19 protein-coding genes are annotated in these 17491 nt (G+C 66.7%); 14 read left to right on the top strand and 5 right to left on the bottom strand.

What is annotated here, in order from left to right; translation table 11 throughout:
* Positions 1–7: 7 nt before the first annotated feature.
* The 9 genes from OK015_RS06985 (at position 8) to groL (ending at position 8681) form a co-directional block, all read left to right on the top strand.
* Positions 8–1393 (top strand): glutamate decarboxylase, encoded by a 1386-nt coding sequence (locus OK015_RS06985; RefSeq protein WP_268130249.1) that lies wholly within the window; start codon positions 8–10, stop codon positions 1391–1393.
* A 48-nt stretch (positions 1394–1441) separates the two neighbouring features.
* On the top strand, positions 1442–2608 hold the full coding sequence (gene alr, locus OK015_RS06990) for an alanine racemase (RefSeq protein ID WP_268130251.1): 1167 nt from the start codon (positions 1442–1444) through the stop codon (positions 2606–2608).
* A gap of 52 nt (positions 2609–2660) precedes the next feature.
* Positions 2661–3713, top strand: coding sequence for an alpha/beta fold hydrolase (locus OK015_RS29225; protein WP_442791273.1), 1053 nt, complete (start codon positions 2661–2663; stop codon positions 3711–3713).
* The gene (gene tsaE, locus OK015_RS07000) at positions 3706–4179 is read left to right on the top strand and encodes a tRNA (adenosine(37)-N6)-threonylcarbamoyltransferase complex ATPase subunit type 1 TsaE (RefSeq protein ID WP_442791214.1); all 474 of its coding nucleotides are present in this window, start codon (positions 3706–3708) and stop codon (positions 4177–4179) included. Before OK015_RS29225 ends, tsaE begins: the two co-directional genes overlap by 8 nt.
* Entirely contained in the window at positions 4176–4850 is a 675-nt protein-coding gene (tsaB, locus tag OK015_RS07005; protein ID WP_442791215.1) for a tRNA (adenosine(37)-N6)-threonylcarbamoyltransferase complex dimerization subunit type 1 TsaB, read from the top strand. Before tsaE ends, tsaB begins: the two co-directional genes overlap by 4 nt.
* On the top strand, positions 4847–5314 hold the full coding sequence (gene rimI, locus OK015_RS07010) for a ribosomal protein S18-alanine N-acetyltransferase (protein WP_268130253.1): 468 nt from the start codon (positions 4847–4849) through the stop codon (positions 5312–5314). Before tsaB ends, rimI begins: the two co-directional genes overlap by 4 nt.
* A gap of 73 nt (positions 5315–5387) precedes the next feature.
* A complete protein-coding gene (gene tsaD / locus OK015_RS07015; protein ID WP_268130254.1) occupies positions 5388–6413 on the top strand; it encodes a tRNA (adenosine(37)-N6)-threonylcarbamoyltransferase complex transferase subunit TsaD in 1026 nt (341 codons plus the stop codon).
* A gap of 241 nt (positions 6414–6654) precedes the next feature.
* Complete coding sequence (groES, locus tag OK015_RS07020; protein WP_036466886.1) at positions 6655–6957, top strand: co-chaperone GroES; 303 nt, start codon at positions 6655–6657, stop codon at positions 6955–6957.
* Between the two features lie 110 nt (positions 6958–7067).
* Positions 7068–8681: a chaperonin GroEL gene (groL, locus tag OK015_RS07025; protein WP_268130257.1), complete on the top strand. Its 1614-nt coding sequence runs from the start codon at positions 7068–7070 to the stop codon at positions 8679–8681.
* A 79-nt stretch (positions 8682–8760) separates the two neighbouring features.
* Here the strand turns inward: groL and OK015_RS07030 are convergent, their stop codons facing one another.
* The 3 genes from OK015_RS07030 to OK015_RS07040 are packed head-to-tail and all read right to left on the bottom strand — an operon-like array spanning position 8761 to position 10821.
* A complete protein-coding gene (locus OK015_RS07030) occupies positions 8761–9621 on the bottom strand; it encodes an LLM class F420-dependent oxidoreductase (protein ID WP_268130258.1) in 861 nt (286 codons plus the stop codon).
* A gap of 59 nt (positions 9622–9680) precedes the next feature.
* Positions 9681–10082 (bottom strand): hydrogenase, encoded by a 402-nt coding sequence (locus OK015_RS07035; RefSeq protein WP_268130260.1) that lies wholly within the window; start codon positions 10080–10082, stop codon positions 9681–9683.
* A 49-nt stretch (positions 10083–10131) separates the two neighbouring features.
* Positions 10132–10821: a TetR/AcrR family transcriptional regulator C-terminal domain-containing protein gene (locus tag OK015_RS07040; protein ID WP_268130262.1), complete on the bottom strand. Its 690-nt coding sequence runs from the start codon at positions 10819–10821 to the stop codon at positions 10132–10134.
* An 83-nt stretch (positions 10822–10904) separates the two neighbouring features.
* Between OK015_RS07040 and OK015_RS07045 the strand changes: the two genes are divergently transcribed.
* Genes OK015_RS07045 through OK015_RS07055 form a run of 3 tightly spaced genes read left to right on the top strand, consistent with a single transcriptional unit; the run spans position 10905 to position 14307 of the window.
* Positions 10905–12416, top strand: coding sequence for an aldehyde dehydrogenase family protein (locus OK015_RS07045; protein WP_268130263.1), 1512 nt, complete (start codon positions 10905–10907; stop codon positions 12414–12416).
* A 7-nt stretch (positions 12417–12423) separates the two neighbouring features.
* Positions 12424–13335, top strand: a complete 912-nt coding sequence (locus OK015_RS07050; protein ID WP_268130265.1) for an amidohydrolase family protein — start codon at positions 12424–12426, stop codon at positions 13333–13335.
* 48 nt (positions 13336–13383) lie between these two features.
* Positions 13384–14307, top strand: a complete 924-nt coding sequence (locus OK015_RS07055) for an LLM class F420-dependent oxidoreductase (protein ID WP_268130267.1) — start codon at positions 13384–13386, stop codon at positions 14305–14307.
* 12 nt (positions 14308–14319) lie between these two features.
* Here OK015_RS07055 and OK015_RS07060 read toward each other — a convergent pair whose 3' ends face one another.
* The gene (locus tag OK015_RS07060; protein ID WP_268130269.1) at positions 14320–14781 is read right to left on the bottom strand and encodes an OsmC family protein; all 462 of its coding nucleotides are present in this window, start codon (positions 14779–14781) and stop codon (positions 14320–14322) included.
* Between the two features lie 67 nt (positions 14782–14848).
* On the opposite strand from OK015_RS07060, the gene OK015_RS07065 reads away from it, so the two are divergent.
* Together OK015_RS07065 and OK015_RS07070 are read left to right on the top strand one after the other, a co-directional pair.
* Positions 14849–15265: a Zn-ribbon domain-containing OB-fold protein gene (locus OK015_RS07065; RefSeq protein WP_268130271.1), complete on the top strand. Its 417-nt coding sequence runs from the start codon at positions 14849–14851 to the stop codon at positions 15263–15265.
* Entirely contained in the window at positions 15262–16470 is a 1209-nt protein-coding gene (locus OK015_RS07070; RefSeq protein ID WP_268130272.1) for a thiolase family protein, read from the top strand. Before OK015_RS07065 ends, OK015_RS07070 begins: the two co-directional genes overlap by 4 nt.
* A 7-nt stretch (positions 16471–16477) precedes the next feature.
* Here OK015_RS07070 and OK015_RS07075 read toward each other — a convergent pair whose 3' ends face one another.
* On the bottom strand, positions 16478–17470 hold the full coding sequence (locus tag OK015_RS07075) for an LLM class flavin-dependent oxidoreductase (protein ID WP_268130273.1): 993 nt from the start codon (positions 17468–17470) through the stop codon (positions 16478–16480).
* Positions 17471–17491: the final 21 nt, after the last annotated feature.

Genomic DNA, 17491 nt, shown 5'->3' on the forward strand with positions numbered 1-17491 from the left:
AACCGCCGTGACCCTGAGCCACCCGTCCGTGCCCGCGCATTCCATCGCCCCGGCCTACACCGGCCGCATGTTCACCACGCCGGTACCGGCGCTGCGGCTGCCCGAGGAGTCGATGGATCCGGAGGCCGCCTACCGCTTCATCCACGACGAGCTGATGCTCGACGGCAGTTCTCGGCTGAACCTGGCGACCTTCGTCACCACCTGGATGGATCCCGAGGCCGGAAGGCTGATGGCCGAGACGTTCGACAAGAACATGATCGACAAGGACGAATATCCGGCCACCGCGGCCATCGAGCAACGCTGCGTCTGCATGGTGGCCGACCTCTTTCATGCCGATCATCTGCGCGATGACGATCCGTCCAGCGCCATCGGGGCCTCCACCATCGGCTCCAGTGAGGCGGTGATGCTGGGTGGCCTGGCCCTGAAATGGCGCTGGCGGGAAAAGGTCGGTAAGGACTGGAAGGGCCGCACCCCCAATCTGGTGATGGGCTCCAACGTCCAGGTGGTGTGGGAGAAGTTCTGCCGGTACTTCGATGTCGAACCGCGTTACCTGCCGATGGAGGAGGGACGCTACGTGATCACGCCGGAACAGGTCGTCGACGCAGTCGACGAGGACACCATCGGGGTGGTGACGATCCTGGGCACCACCTACACGGGCGAGCTCGAGCCGACTGCCGAAATCTGCGCGGCGTTGGACAAACTGGCGGCCGACGGGGGCGTGGATGTTCCGGTGCACGTCGACGCCGCCAGCGGGGGCTTCGTGGTGCCCTTCCTGCACCCGGAGCTGAAGTGGGACTTCCGGCTGCCCCGGGTGGTGTCGATCAACGTCAGCGGCCACAAGTACGGGCTGACCTACCCCGGTATCGGGTTCGTGGTGTGGCGCAGCCAGGAGTATCTGCCCGAGGACCTGGTCTTTCGGGTCAACTACCTGGGTGGCGACATGCCGACCTTCACGCTGAACTTCTCGCGCGCCGGCAACCAGGTGATCGGCCAGTACTACAACTTCCTGCGGCTGGGCCGCGAGGGCTACATCCAGGTCATGCAGTCGCTGTCGTCGACCGCGCGATGGTTGGGTGAACAGTTGCGCGTCGGCGACCACTGCGAGCTGATCTCCGACGGATCGGCGATTCCGGTGGTCAGCTTCCGGCTGGCCCGCGGCCTGGGTTACACCGAGTTCGACGTCTCCCACGAGCTGCGCGGTTACGGCTGGCAGGTGCCCGCCTACACCATGCCCGACAACGCCACCGACGTCTCAGTGCTGCGCATCGTGGTGCGCGAGGGCCTGTCCGCGGACCTGGCCCGGGCCCTGCACGACGACGCCCGCACCGCACTGGCCTCGCTGGACAAGCTCAAGCCCCGCGGGCACTACACCGCCGAGCACTTCGCACACTAAAACCCTTTCCACCGCGGCACGGTTTCGGCTTCTGGGACAATGGCGGCCGTGGCAGTTACGCCGATATCCCTGACGCCGGGCGTCCTTGCGGAGGCCGTGGTGGACCTGGGTGCAATTGCACACAACGTCCGGGTGCTGCGTGAGCACGCCGGCTCCGCTCAGCTGATGGCTGTCGTCAAGGCCGACGGTTACGGGCACGGCGCCATCCGGGTTGCCCACGCCGCATTGGCCGCCGGCGCGGCCGAGCTGGGTGTGGCGACCGTCGACGAAGCCTTGGCGCTGCGCGCCGACGGCATCACCGCACCGGTGCTGGCCTGGCTGCATCCCCCCGGCCTCGACTTCGGGCCCGCGCTGATGGCCAACGTGGAGATCGCGGTGTCCTCGGTGCGGCAACTCGACGAGTTGCTCGATGCGGTGCGCCGGACCGGCCGGACCGCGACCGTGAGCGTCAAGGTCGACACTGGGCTGAACCGCAACGGTGTGGCCCCGGGCCAGTACGCGGCGATGCTGACCGCGTTGCGCCAGGCCGTCGCCGAGGACGCCATCCGGTTGCGAGGGCTGATGTCGCACATGGTTTTCGCCGACCAACCGGACAACTCCATCAATGATGTTCAGTCCCAACGGTTCCGCGAGATGCTGGCCGAGGCGCAGAACCAGGGCGTGCGATTCGAGATCGCCCACCTGTCGAATTCGTCGGCCACGATGTCTCGTCGCGACCTCGCCTTCGACATGGTGCGGCCCGGGATCGCGGTTTACGGCCTGAGTCCCGTTCCCGAGCTCGGCGACATGGGCCTGGTGCCCGCGATGACGGTGAAATGTGCTGTCGCGCTGGTCAAGTCGGTTCGCGCCGGCGAGGGTGTTTCGTACGCCCACACCTGGATCGCGAAGCAGGACACCACCGTGGCGCTGATGCCGATCGGATACGCCGACGGTGTCTTCCGATCGCTGGGCGGGCGGCTCGACGTGCTGATCAACGGCAGGCGACGGCCCGGCATCGGGCGAATCTGCATGGACCAATTCCTTGTCGACCTCGGTCCCGGTCAGGCCGACGTGGCTGAAGGTGACGAGGCAATCCTGTTCGGTCCCGGCGGCAACGGTGAATCCACCGCACAGGATTGGGCCGATCTGCTCGGCACCATTCACTACGAAGTGGTCACCAGCCCACGGGGGCGCATCACCAGGACCTACCGCGAGGCCGAAACCGTTGAACGATGAGGAAACTCGCAGGCGCCAGCGGGAAAGGGCTTGGCTTGCGGGAGGGGCGGGGCTGACCGCGGTCGCCACCATCGTCGGCGCTTCGGTCCGCCGGTCGATGACCCAGCGGGTCACTCTCGTCGAAGATCCTTATGCGGACGAGGATTTCGAACGCATGGACAGCGATCGCAGCTATGTGGTGACCACGCCCGACGGCGTGCCCTTGGCGGTCCGTGAAGTCGGCCCGATCGACGCCCCGCTGACCATGGTCTTCGTGCATGGATTCTGCTTGCGGATGGGCTCCTTCTACTTTCAGCGCAAGCGGCTCGCCGAGAAATGGGGACCGCGAGTGCGTATGGTCTTCTACGACCAGCGCGGGCACGGCCGCTCCGGCGAGGCTTCGCCCGAGACCTACACACTGACCCAGCTGGGGCAGGATCTGCAAAGCCTCCTGACCACTGTCGCAGCACGCGGCGTGATCGTATTGGTCGGCCACTCGATGGGCGGCATGACGGTGTTATCGCATGCGCGGCAGTACCCCGAGCACTACGGCGACCGGATCGTCGGTGCCGCACTGATTTCCTCTGCCGCCGAGGGAGTTACCCGATCCCCGCTGGGCGAGATCCTGAAAAACCCTGCGGTGGAAGCGTTCCGGTTCACGGCACGATCGGCCCCTAAGCTGATGCACCGCGGCCGCAATGTGTCGCGTGCACTCATCGCGCCGATTCTGCGGGCCGCGTCCTACAGCGATCTGCACGTTAGCCGCAGCCTCGACGCGTTCTCCCAGCGGATGATGAACGGCACCCCGATCCCCACTCTGGTGGGATTCCTGCAGGCGCTGGAGGTGCACGACGAAACCGCCGGGTTGTGGACTCTGCTGAGAATCCCGACGATGATCGCTTGCGGCGACCACGATCTGATCACGCCGGACGAGTATTCGAGGAGGATGGCCGCCTCGTTGCCGCGATCGGAGCTGGTCATCGTCGGCGGGGCCAGTCACCTGGCCCTGCTGGACAAGCCCGAGGCCATCAATGACGGACTGGTGCGGCTGGTCAACCGGGCCATTCCGGGCAGAATGACCTTGTGGTACCGGCGAACCCGAGAACGGTTGCGGCGCCGTGGCTGAGCGGCGCTCGGGTTCGGGCACGGCCACCTGCGAACGCGTCGAGGACACGATTGCGCTCGGGTCGCAGTTGGGCCAGCAGCTGCGCGCCGGGGACGTCGTTGTGCTCTCCGGTCCGCTTGGAGCGGGAAAAACCGTGTTGGCCAAGGGAATTGCCGCGGCGATGGACGTCGACGGTCCGGTCACGTCACCGACGTACGTGTTGGCCCGGGTGCACCCGGCGCGACGGGCGGGCGCGCCGGCGATGATTCACGTCGACGTCTACCGGCTGCTCGACCACCAGGGTGCCGACCTGCTCGGCGAACTCGACTCGCTGGATCTCGACACTGACCTGCAGGATGCGGTCGTCGTGGTGGAGTGGGGCGAGGGCCTTGCCGAACGCCTCTCCGAAACTCATCTCGACATCAGGCTGGAGCGTGTCAGCCACTCCGACGTGCGCATCGCGACCTGGAAGTGGAACTGTTCGTGAGTCTGATTCTTGCCCTGGACACCGCCACCCCGGCCGTCACGGCCGGCCTGGTCCGGCTGCCCGACCACACGGTCCTGGCCGAACGGGTCACTGTCGACGCACGGGCGCACGCCGAACGGCTCACTCCCAACGTGCTGGCCGCGCTGGCGGATGCCGCGCTGACGATGACCGACCTGGACGCGGTCGTGATCGGCTGTGGCCCCGGCCCCTTTACGGGTCTGCGGGCCGGGATGGCCAGCGCCGCGGCTTACGGGCATGCGCTGGACATCCCGGTGCACGGCGTGTGCAGCCTGGACGCCATCGGCGTGCTCACCAGCGGTGACGTGCTGGTGGTCACCGACGCCCGCCGCCGCGAGGTCTACTGGGCCCGCTACCGCGACGGGGTCCGTACCGACGGCCCGGCGGTGAGCGCCCCCGCCGACGTCGACCCCGGCGCGGCCCAGGCGGTCGCCGGCTCGCCCGAACACGCGGCGCTGTTCGGTCTGCCGGTCTGCGAGCCCGTCCACCCGACGCCGGCCGGCCTGGTGCGCGCGGTGACGATGCCGGCCGGAACGGCGGGAGGAGCCGCGCCATCAGCCTCCGCGGTGCCCGACTGGTCCGCCGACCCGGCGCCGCTGGTGGCGTTGTATCTGCGCCGTCCGGACGCCAAGCCCCTGGCGGCCCGCCAATGACCGACTGCAGCGAGCTCGTCACGATCGGCGCCCTGACAGGCGCCGACGCCGAGCGGTGCGCGCAGCTGGAAGCTCAGCTGTTCGACGGCGACGACCCTTGGCCGGCGGCGGCGTTCAACCGCGAATTGGCAAGCGTCCACAACCATTACGTGGGCGCACGCAGCGGGAGCACGCTCGTTGGCTACGCGGGCATCTCCAGGCTGGGCCGCAGACCGCCGTTCGAATACGAGGTGCACACCATCGGCGTCGACCCGGCCTTCCAGGGCAAGGGCATCGGCCGCCGGCTGCTCGACGAGCTGCTGGGATTCGCCGACGGCGGTGTCGTCTACCTGGAGGTCCGTACCGACAACGAGGCGGCCATCGCGCTGTACCGCAGCGTGGGTTTCGAGCAGATCGGCCTGCGCAAGCGTTACTACCGAGTCAGCGGCGCCGATGCCTACACAATGCGGCGGGAAGCGCTATGACGCGCGCCGGCGACGATGCAGAGCGAAGCGATGGGGTGGGGGCACCTCGCGCCGGTGGGGGAGAGTGGCGCCGATGACGATTGTCTTGGCTATCGAAACCTCTTGTGACGAAACAGGAGTCGGTATCGCACGGCTCGACGCCGACGGCACCGTCACACTGTTGGCCGACGAGGTGGCATCCAGCGTCGACGAGCACGTCCGGTTCGGCGGCGTGGTCCCCGAGATCGCCTCCCGGGCACACCTGGAGGCGCTCGGCCCGGCCATGCGCCGCGCGCTGGCGGCCGCCGGCCTGAAAAGGCCCGACATCGTCGCCGCCACCATCGGGCCCGGGCTGGCGGGCGCCTTGTTGGTGGGAGTGGCTGCGGCCAAAGCGTATTCGGCCGCGTGGGGCGTTCCGTTCTACGCCGTGAACCACCTGGGCGGGCACCTGGCCGCCGATGTGTACGAGCACGGGCCGCTGCCCGAGTGTGTGGCACTGCTGGTGTCCGGCGGACACACGCATCTGCTGCACGTACGTTCGCTCGGCGAGCCGATCCTCGAACTGGGCAGCACCGTCGACGACGCCGCGGGCGAGGCCTACGACAAGGTGGCGCGGCTGCTGGGGCTGGGCTATCCGGGCGGGCGGGTGCTCGATGAGCTGGCCCGCACCGGCGACCCCGGCGCCATCGTGTTTCCGCGCGGCATGACCGGTCCCAGAGATGACCCGTCCATGTTCAGCTTCTCCGGCCTCAAGACCGCTGTCGCGCGGTATGTCGAGGGCCACCCGGACGCGGTGACGGCCGACATCGCCGCCGGATTCCAGGAAGCGGTCGCCGACGTGCTGACCCGCAAGGCGGTGCGCGCGGCGACCGGGTTGGGCGTGCAGACCCTGCTGATCGCCGGGGGTGTGGCCGCCAACTCGCGGCTGCGCGAGCTGGCCACCCGGCGCTGCGCCGAGGCGGGCCTGACGCTGCGCATCCCCGGGCCACGGCTCTGTACCGACAATGGCGCGATGATCGCGTCGTTCGCCGCGCACCTGGTTGGGGCCGGCGCGGCGCCGTCACCGCTGGACGTGCCCAGCGACCCCGGACTGCCGGTGATAAAAAGCCAGGTGGGCTGAGCTCACAGCATAAATTCGCGGGAAGCAGCGGGGCGGTCTTGAGTGCTAGCACTCTCGTGTATAGAGTGCTAGGTGGCAATCGGACGATCCCCTGTGTCGGCACCCGCGACGACGGCCCAAGGGCACGGCCGAATGCCGAATCATCTGGTAAATGGACGGTTCGGGCAACCCCTGGACCGACCGCCAACTCCAGTCCGGGCGAGCGTCCCGGACCCGATCCAAATAGTGGAGGGCCCCAATCGTGGCGAAGGTGAAGATCAAGCCACTCGAGGACAAGATTCTCGTGCAGGCCAATGAGGCCGAGACCACGACCGCGTCCGGTCTGGTCATTCCTGACACCGCCAAAGAGAAGCCGCAAGAAGGCACCGTCGTCGCAGTCGGCCCCGGCCGATGGGACGAGGATGGCGACAAGCGGATCCCGCTGGACGTGTCAGAGGGTGACACCGTCATCTACAGCAAGTACGGCGGCACCGAGATCAAGTACAACGGCGAGGAATACCTGATCCTGTCGGCACGTGACGTGCTGGCCGTCGTATCCAAGTAAAGATCCGTGTTCCGCCCCGGCGATCCCCGTGTGCAAACACGGGTGATTTCCGGGGCGGCATGCGTTACTGCGCCACTTACATTCGTTATCGCGCCTCATAAAGGAATCTGATGAGCAAGTTGATTGAGTACGACGAAACCGCACGTCGAGGCATCGAGGCGGGCGTGAACAAGCTCGCCGATGCGGTACGGGTGACACTAGGGCCGCGCGGCCGGCATGTGGTGCTGGCGAAGGCATTCGGCGGGCCCACCGTGACCAACGACGGCGTCACCGTCGCGCGTGAGATCGACCTGGAAGACCCGTTCGAGAACCTGGGTGCCCAGCTGGTGAAGTCGGTGGCCACCAAGACCAACGATGTCGCCGGCGATGGCACCACGACAGCGACCGTGCTGGCCCAAGCGCTGATCAAGGCTGGCCTGCGGCAGGTGGCCGCGGGCGCCAACCCGATCTCGCTGGGTACCGGAATCAGCCAGGCCGCCGACGCCGTGTCCGAGGCGCTGCTGAAGGCGGCCATCCCGGTGTCGGGCAAGGAAGGCATCGCGCAGGTGGCCACCGTCTCGTCGCGCGACGAGGTGATCGGTGAGCTGGTCGGTGAGGCGATGTCCAAGGTCGGCACCGACGGCGTGGTCAGCGTCGAGGAATCGTCGACGCTGAACACCGAACTGGAGTTCACCGAGGGCGTCGGCTTCGACAAGGGCTTCCTGTCGGCGTATTTCGTGACGGACTTCGATTCGCAAGAAGCCGTGCTCGACGACCCGCTGATCCTGTTGCACCAGGAGAAGATCAGCTCGCTGCCCGACCTGCTGCCGATCCTGGAGAAGGTCGCCGAGTCGGGGAAGCCGCTGTTGATCATCGCCGAGGACATCGAGGGCGAAGCGCTGGCGACGCTGGTGGTGAACTCCATTCGCAAGACGCTCAAGGCGGTCGCGGTGAAGTCTCCGTTCTTCGGCGACCGGCGCAAGGCCTTCCTCGAAGACCTCGCGATCGTGACGGGCGGTCAGGTGGTCAATCCCGACGCCGGTCTGGTGTTGCGCGAGGTGGGCACCGAGGTGCTGGGCTCGGCCCGGCGCGTGGTGGTCAGCAAGGACGACACCATCATCGTCGAGGGCGGCGGCCCGGCAGATGCGGTGGCCAAGCGCGTCAAGCAGCTGCGTGGCGAGATCGAGAACAGCGATTCCGAGTGGGACCGCGAAAAGCTGCAGGAGCGGGTGGCCAAGCTGGCCGGTGGAGTGGCCGTTATCAAGGTCGGCGCCGCCACCGAGACGGCATTGAAGGAGCGCAAGGAAAGCGTCGAAGATGCTGTCGCGGCCGCCAAGGCGGCTGTCGAAGAGGGCATCGTCACCGGCGGCGGATCGGCGCTCATCCAGGCCGGCAAGGTGTTGGACAAGCTACGTAAGTCGCTGAAAGGCGACGAGGCTACGGGCGTCGACGTGTTCGCCGACGCTCTGAGCGCGCCGCTGTACTGGATTGCTTCCAACGCGGGCCTGGACGGTGCGGTCGTGGTCAGCAAGGTTCGTGAGCTGCCGGCGGGGCACGGGTTGAACGCGGCCACGCTGGAGTACGGCGACCTGGTCGCAGACGGCGTCATCGACCCGGTCAAGGTCACGCGGTCGGCAGTGCTGAACGCGGCGTCGGTCGCCCGCATGGTGCTGACCACCGAGACGGCGATCGTCGAAAAGCCGGCCGAAGAGGCAGACGACCACGGCCACGGTCACCATCACTAGGCGTTGCTACCCGACTGTGGGGCTGACGTACGAACTCCCAACGGTTTTCGTGCCCACGCCCCACAGTCGGCATCCTGAACTAACCTGACAGGCCCAGCGGCCCGGCAAGTTCCGACAGTGTCGGCAACACCCTCTCCGGTCCCCCGTGGACGAGGATCGCGACGTGGTCGGCTCCGGCGCTCAGATACTCGCCCAACCGCGTGGCTATGCTTTCCGGCGTGCCGTGGGCGATCACGGCGTCGATCAGTTTGTCGCTGCCCGGCGCGGCGATGTCAGCGTCGGTGAAACCCAGCCGCTTCCAATTGCTCACGTAGTTCGTCAGGTTGAAATAATGTTCCAGCGCGTTGCGGCCGATCGCGCGCGCCTCCTCGGCTCCCTGTTCGCCCGGGGCGGTCAGCACCACGTTGTGCACGGGTGCCAGCAGCGCGTTCGGCCCGATGATCGCGCGAGCCCGGGCGGCGTGTTCGGGTGTCGCATTAGCCGGGTGCGCCCCGGCGGAGCGTTCGGCCGACAACCTCAGCACTCGCGGCCCGAGTGCGGCGAGCACACGTTGAGCCGCGGGTACGCCGTAGTCGTCAAGCTCGTCGAGGTATGACACCAGCGCCTCGTAGGGTTTGCGGTACTGTGCCTGGGCCTCGGGATGGCCCACCCCGACGCCGAGTATGAATCGGCCAGGGTAGGCGGTGTTGATGCGATGGAACGACTCGGCGACGGGCTTGGCGGCCGCCGTCCAGATGTTGACGATGCCGGTGGCCACCTTCAGCGCGTTAGTCGACTCCAAAAGTGGTTCAACGAAAGATAATTCCGCCGGCGGCGAACCGCCGACCCAAATCGTGCCGTAGCCCAGCCGTTCAATTTCCCGGGCCTGTTCAGGGGTGGCGGCCAGGCCGAAGTAACCGAATCGGCCGAGGTCGACTGTGTTGGTTTCTGGTGTGCTCACCGCCACTGCAACCCCCGCGTCGCGAGCGCCTATTCCGTCGTTGGTCTGCCGCGAGCCTTTCAAAGACCGGCGATGACGATGCCCACACCGACCACGATCGACAGGGAGAGGGACACCAGCAGGAAACTGACGACGCGCTCTTTTGGCGCTGAGGCCTGGTGGTCGCCCGTCGCGATCGGCGCGAGTTGGCGGCCGGCGCCCCATGCTGCCGCGAGCAGCCCCGCCAGCCAGTTCGCGTAGGCGGAGTAGACGATGAGCACGACCGCGGTGAGCCCCAGGGCGCCGGACAAGTGGAGGTGCGGCCAGAGCAGGCCCAGTAGCACGAGGAACATACCGTTCAGCACCGCCTCGAGGTGGCTCGACAGAGCCATCCGCGGATTCTTGAGCGCCGGAACGGCGAGGCCGGTGAGCAGGCCGAGCAGGAACAGAACCAGCCCCAGCGCGAACAGCACAGTCTGCATGCCGAAAGTATCGGCGCTCGGCTGCCGATTGACCTACCGATGCTCGGCGCTACGGGTGCGACCGCCGGGGCGCAAGGCTTCGCAGCCCGGCGAGAATGACCGAGAGTCCGTGCTCGAAGCTTGCCGTCGGGTCGTACACGAACAGGTCGTCGAGCACCTGCGCCATCAGCGGATACCGCTGCGCGTCCACCTTGTTCCGAAGTCCGTCGGTCGCGTCCGCCGCATAGGGGTTCCCGCCGTCGTAGTCCAACCCCTTCGATGCCTGTTCCTCGATGACGAACCCGGTCGTGTAGTGCAACAACAGGTGCGCGCCACGAGCGGCCTCGCGCGGAGCAAAGCCGGCATCCTGCAGGGCGCGGAGAAACAACTCGACGGTTCGATACATGAGGTCGTCGGCGATCGCCGTGCCCGCGAACACTCGTCCGCCATCGCGGTAGCGCAGCAAGCTGGTGCGCAGCCTGCGCGCCCAGTCCGCAGCCCAGTCGTCGAAGCTCTCGCCCTTCCGTGGGGCCTCGAGTCCAACCATTGCCCGCCGAAACATCACCGTCGCCATCGCGTCCAGTAGTTCCTGCTTGTTCTCGATGTGCCAGTAGAGCGCGGGGGGTGCGACGCCGAGTCGGTCGGCGATTTTTCGCATCGTCAGGCCTTGCAGACCGACCTCGTTCAAGAGCGCCAGCCCTGCATCCGCGATCGCGTCTTGGGTGACCCGATTGGGGGCCTCCGTCCGCTTGGGTTTCATGCTTGACAGCCTACCAGCGTTCGATTATACCTTAACAACATTAATCAACAGGCGATCACCATTAAAGTAGTGAGGAGGGCGAGATGCCCGTCTATCAGCAACAGGCCGCCCGCTGGGTATCTGATGACCCGGCCGGCTCGTTCGCCGTCTACGAGCCCGCGACCGGGGCGAAGCTGGCCGACTTCGTGCTCGCCGACGAAGCCGCGGTCGACGCAGCGGTGCGCGATGCGCACGCGGCGTTCGTCGGCGGTTGGGGGCAGACGACGGCCCGCGAGCGGGCCCTACTGCTGCGGGAAGCCGCCCGAGTGTTGCGCGAGCACAGTGACGAGATCGCGGAGATCGAGTGCCGGGAGGTCGGCAAGCCCTGGGAGATCGCCCGAAACTTCGACCTCGTCGGTTTGGTCGAGTCCTTCGAGTTCTTCGCGTCGGTGGTTGCGGACTATCACGGGGCGTTCTTTCCCGGTGGTCCGATCGACACCTACACGGTCAAGGAGCCCTATGGGGTGGTGGCCGGGATCATTCCGTTCAACTGGCCGCCGGCTCACGTGGGTGCCAAGCTCGCGCCACCGCTGGCGGCCGGCAACACCGTGATCCTCAAGCCGCCGGAACAATGCCCGCTGTCGGTGCTGCGGATCGTGGAGTTGCTCGAGCCGATCTTTCCCGAGAACGTCGTCCAGGCTCTGCCCGGAACGGGAGCGGTTACCGGAAAGGCGCTAGTAAGCCATCCACTGGTCCGGCGGGTGACGTTCACCGGCTCCCCGGACAGCGGCCGCAGCATCCTGAAGTCGATCGCCGACAATCTCACTGGCGCCATGTTGGAGTTGGGCGGCAAGGACCCGTTCATCGTTTTCGCCGACGCCGATCTGAACGCCGCCGTCGAGGGGGCCCTCGAAGGGTCGCTGTTCAACCAGGGTGAGGCGTGCACCTCGGCGTCGCGTCTGCTGGTCCATGAGTCACTGGCCGACGAATTCACGCAGCGATACATCGCCGCGGTGTCCAAGCTGGTCATCGGGAACGGACTGGACCGCCGCACTCAAATCGGGGCGTTGGTCTCTCGTGAGCACATGCAGCGCGTCCGGGGCTACATCGACATCGGCAAGTCCGACGGCGCAACCGTGGCTTTCGAGGGCCAGCGACCGACCGACCCTGAGCTGGCGGATGGATACTTCGTGCCACCGGTCATCTTCACCGACGTCACCCCCGACATGCGGATCGCCAGGGAAGAGATCTTCGGGCCGGTGATCTCGATTCTCACGTTCACCCGCTACGACGAGGCGATCGAGATCGCGAACTCGACCGAATTCGCCTTAGTGGCAGGGGTATTCACGAGCGACGAGCTCGTGGCCAAGAGAGCCGGCCGTGACATCGACGCGGGCGTGGTGATGATCAACAACTACAACCGGGGCTTCGTCGGCATTCCGTTCGGCGGCAACCGTGCCAGTGGGTTCGGCCGTGAACACGCGGCAAGCACGCTCGACGAGTTCGCCCGTATCAAAAGCGTCCGGTACCGCTCTGGCCGCAGCGAACTGCCCATCTGGAGCGGCGCCGACACCGCCACCGACGGGCGAGTCCGGCCGCCGGTTCGCGCCAACTGAGGCCACGATGGACTTCGTCGACCTGCACTTCCACGTCGCGCCCGCGGGGTTTCTTGGGCTCGCGCGCCCAGACCCCGGCCCGGGTCTCGACGCCTTCCCGCAGCTGCGCGACGGAGCCGTAGGCCGCCGTGAGCTTGCCGCGACGGGCGGCAAGGCGGTCATCTCGCTTCCGTGGCCGGTACTGCCCGGTGCGGATATCGAAGAAACCACGGCAGCGGTTCGCCTGTGCAATGACGAGCTCTTGGCCACCGCGGCCGAGCATGGCGAATACGCGGGCGCGATGATCACGGTGGACCTCACTGATCCCGCAACGGCGGTCGCCGAGTTAGGCCGAGTGTGCGAAGCTCCGGCCGGCGTAATGATCGCCGGCGTAATGATCTATGTGTCCCCCACCAGCAGACTTGACGACAACGGCTGCGCCGAGTTTTACGCAGAGCTATCCGCCCGGCAGCTGCCGTTGTTCCTGCACCCGGCGTTGGAACCGCCTGTCGGTGGAGCCACGGACTGGAACCTGAACGCAAGTCTCAGTCCGCCGGTCGTGACGAGTATCGCTGCGGCACGACTGATGCTGTCGGGAACCCTCGACGAGCATCCGGGCCTTACGCTCGTGATTCCACATCTCGGCGGGGTCCTGCCCTACCTCGCGCAACGGCTCGTCGACCAGAGCGACCGCGGGGCCGCGCGCCACGATATTCCGACCTATCTGCGGACGAGGACCTACCTGGACACCTGCTCGTTTCACCGGCCCGCGTTGCGCTGCGCGCTAGACACCGTTGGACCCGGTCGCCTCGTCCTCGGGTCGGACTACCCGTTCCGCGGACCGGTCGAGCGAGCTCTCGCCGACATTGCGGATTCCGGCCTTGATGCGGCCACCCGGGAGTCGATCCTATGCCGCAATGCCGCCGCTCTGACCCGATGAATCGCCCAGATCGGAATGCAAGGACCACCGGTACCGTTGTAGGAGGGCGTGACTATCAGACTCGGATTGCAGATCCCGAACTTCTCCTACGGCACGTCCGTCGCCGAACTGTTCCCCGCCGTCCAGGCCCAGGCCCGGGAAGCCGAGGCTGCCGGATTCGACACCGTGCTGTTGATGGACCACTTCTATCAATTGCCGGGACTGGGTGAACCCGACGAACCCATGCTCGAGGCCTATACCGCACTCGGCGCTTTGGCCACGGCCACCGAGCGGGTGCAGCTGTCAACGTTGGTGACCGGCAACACCTATCGCAACCCGACCTTGCTCGCCAAGACGATAACGACACTGGACGTCGTCAGTGCGGGGCGGGCAATTCTTGGTATCGGGGCGGGTTGGTTCGAGCTCGAGCACCGCCAGCTGGGCTTTGACTACGACACGTTCACCGAGCGGTTCGAAAAGCTCGAGGAGGCGTTGCAGATCATCGCGCCCATGCTGCACGGTGAGCGACCCACCTTCTCCGGCAAGTGGTATCGCACCGAGAGCGCGATCAACGAGCCCCGTTACCGCGACCACATCCCGATCATGCTCGGCGGCAGCGGTGAGAAGAAGACGTTCCGATTGGCCGCCCGCTACGCCGACCACCTCAACCTCCTCGCCGACATCGACGAGCTGCCCGGCAAGCTGGACGTACTACGGCAGCGCTGCGCCGAAATCGACCGTGACCCCGCGACTTTGGCGACCAGTACCTTGCTGACCGTCGTGCTGGATGGTTACGACGCGCCCCGCGACATCGGCGAGGCACGCGGCGGCCGGGCGGTCGTCGGCACGCCCGATCAGGTGGCGGACGAGATCAAACGCCGGGTCCTCGATGTGGGCGTCGGCGGCGTGATCGTCAACCTGCCGACGCACGGCTACACGCCGGGTGTCATCACCGAGGTGGGCGACGCGCTCAAGCCGCTCCTGGACGCATAGTGGGTGCCGTAATCACCCCGCGGTTGTGGCGATCCGGACCTCCGAGGTCAGGGTCTGATGCACCGGGCAACGATCGGCGATGAGCAGTAACCGTTGCCGCTGAGTGTCGTCGAGGTTGCCGGCGAACTCGATGTGGCGATCGATGTGATCGATCCATCCGGTTTTGGTTTCGCACTCCGCGCAGTCTTGCGCGTGAATACGCGAGTGCCGCAACGTCACTCGAACACCCTCGAGTGGCCAGCCCTTGCGCTCGGCGTACATCCGCACCGTCATCGAGGTACAAGCACCCAGCGCGGCCAGCAACAGATCGTAGGGCGTCGGCCCGGCGTCGTCGCCAACCGGCTGTGGCTCGTCGGCGACCAGCCGGTGCTGCCCCGCGGTGATCTGTTGCGTGTACGTTCCTGACCCTGCCTCCGTGACGGTCACCGTGCCCTCCGGCGACGTCCCGACGTGGTCGCCCTGGTTGCTTGCCATGCGGCCCAGGCTATCGGGGGTTAGCCGTCAGGCGATACGGTCGAAGCCGCCAACGATGGAGGTGCGCATGGCCGGCCAGATCCCGCTAGTCGACTACCTGGTGCTGAACGGGAACCATCCGCATCTGGTCGCCCAGGAGTGTGTCAACTGCGGTGCCAGATACTTCGACCGGCGAAACGCGTGTGCCAAATGCTTTGCCACCAAATTCACGACCGTCCCGATCGAGACCGAGGGCACCGTGCGCGCGTTCACCATCGTCACGTTCGCAGCACCCGGGATTCCGACCCCGTTCGTGGCCGCCGTGGTCGATTGCGGCGGAACCCAGGTGCGCGCCAACCTCATCAACGTCGAGCCCGACCCCGAGCACGTTTTCGACGGCATGAAGGTGCGTCTCGCCACCCAATCGATCGGCACCGACTCCGAGGGCACGGAGGCGGTCGGGTTCGGCTTCGAGCCCGTCTCGGCAACAAAGGAGCAGCGATGAGCGCAAGCGATGAGGTCTGGATCCTCGGGATCCAGATGACCAAGTTCGGCAAGCATCCCGAACTCGACACGGTCGATTTGGCTGCCGAGGCTGCCATGGGCGCGCTCGCGGATGCGGGCGTCACGATGGCCGACGTCGGCGTGCTCGCCGCGGGCAACCTGATGAACGCGAATGCCAGTGTCGGGCAACAGCTTCAGAAGCAGATCGGCCAGACGGGCATCCCGGTGTACAACGTCGCCAATGCGTGCGCGACCGGCGCGACCGCGCTGCGCACCGCCATCATGGCCGTCAAGGCCGGGGAGGTGGACTACGGTCTGGCGGTCGGTGTCGAGAAGCTCGCGGGCGCCGGTCTGCTGGCCGGCGGGGCGAAGAAGAAGGACGCGGATACCTGGACGCCGGCGGGCCGGTATGGCGCGGTGGCGGGGATCGACGGCAGGATCGGCACGGAGACGATGCCGGGCGTCTTCGCCCAGATCGGGGTCGAGTATGGCCACAAGTACGGCGGCACCAGCTTCGAGTTGTTCGCGAAGATCAGCGAGAAGAACCATGCCCACTCGACGCTGAATCCCCTTGCGTCCTACCAAAAGCGGTTCACCCTCGAGCAGATCATGAACGACGTGATGATCGCCTACCCGAACACGCGGCCGATGTGCTCGGCGAACTGCGACGGTGCCGCGGCCGCCGTCGTGTGCAGTGGTGAGACACTGAAGTCGCTGTCGCTCGAGCAGCGTCGGCGCGCCGTGAAGGTGTCGGCGTCGGTCCTGACGACCGACCCGTACGAAGAAGGCTGTCAAGTGCTGCCGAACGTCAACACGCTCACCCGCAAGGCCGCGACGATCGCGTACGAGCAGGCCGGCATCGGCCCGGCCGATCTCGATCTCGTCGAATTGCACGATTGCTTCGCCACCGCCGAACTGGTGCACTACGACAACTTGATGCTGTGCGAAGAGGGCGGTGCGGCCGACTTCTTCAACTCGGGTGCGACGTGGCGCGACGGATCGACACCGGTGAACGTGTCGGGCGGGCTGGAGTCCAAGGGCCATCCCATCGCGGCCACCGGGATCGCCAACGTATGGGAGATCTGCCACCACCTGCGTGGCGAGGCCGGAGAGCGCCAGATTGCCGGCGCGAAGGTGGGCCTGGCCCACGTGATCGGACTCGGTTCGGCGTGCGGCGTGCACGTCCTGGAGAAGTCGACGGCCTAGCGTCAGTTCACGCGAGGCCGGCGGCGGACGCGAATACCGTGAGTTCCCGCCCGATGTCGGATCCGGCTGGCTGGTAGACGATCTCGGTGACCCCCAGCGCGGCGAGCCCGGCGATCTTCTCCGGCAATTGGTCGGCAGTGCCGGTCAACGCCATCGAGCTGGCAAACGGGATCAGCTCGGCAATGTGCGGCTCATCGCTCGGATTTGCCTTGACGAGGTGCCCCGTATGGATCGCGAGATGCCGCTCGTCTGGCGGGTAGGCCTCGATCGTCGCACGCCAGCGTTGTCCACCGGGCAGTGCGTCGACCGCTTCGGCACCCCCGCGCTCGTACATCGCGTGATAGAGCACCGCCGCGGCGGGTCCCGCGGCATCGATGGCGCGCGGCGAGGTCAGCTCCTCACCCTCGTCGAGCACTGTCCCGAAGCACAGCAGCGCTCGCCAGTCTGAGATCTTGGTGGCGTCGGCCTGCGGTACGGCCGCGGAGAAGACGCCGTCGCCCAACTCGGCCGCGACGGCCAGCCCCTTCGGGCCGTCGGCGCCGATCAGTATCGGCACGCCGATCGGACGCGGCGCCCCGAAGCCGGGCAGCTGCAACATACCGATTTTCGTCCCCTCCCACTCAGCCGTTTCGCCGGCGAGAAGAGCCTTCAAGCATCGGACGTATTCGGCCACCAGCCGCCAGGGCATGGCTCGATGGCCCAGGGACATCCGGCCGGTAAATCCTGAACCGATGGCCACCGCGACGCGCCCCGGCGCCCGGCTCTCCAGCTCGGCGATCGCGGCGGCGTTGACCATCGGATGCCGCAGGCTGGGAACGAGCACGCCGGGCCCGAGTCCGATACGCGAGGTGCGCTCCGCACACCGGGCGAGAATCATCCACACGTCCGGATAGAGCGCGGGAGAGTCGTAAAGCCACGCACGCTGGTAGCCCAGAGTTTCGGCTAGTTCCGCGTGAGCCGGGGTGTTCGACGACGTCGCGAACGCACAGGAGATGTCCATCCTCGAACTTTAGTGAGGATG

The sequence above is a fragment of the Mycobacterium sp. Aquia_216 genome (assembly GCF_026723865.1).
Taxonomy (GTDB): Bacteria; Actinomycetota; Actinomycetes; order Mycobacteriales; family Mycobacteriaceae; genus Mycobacterium.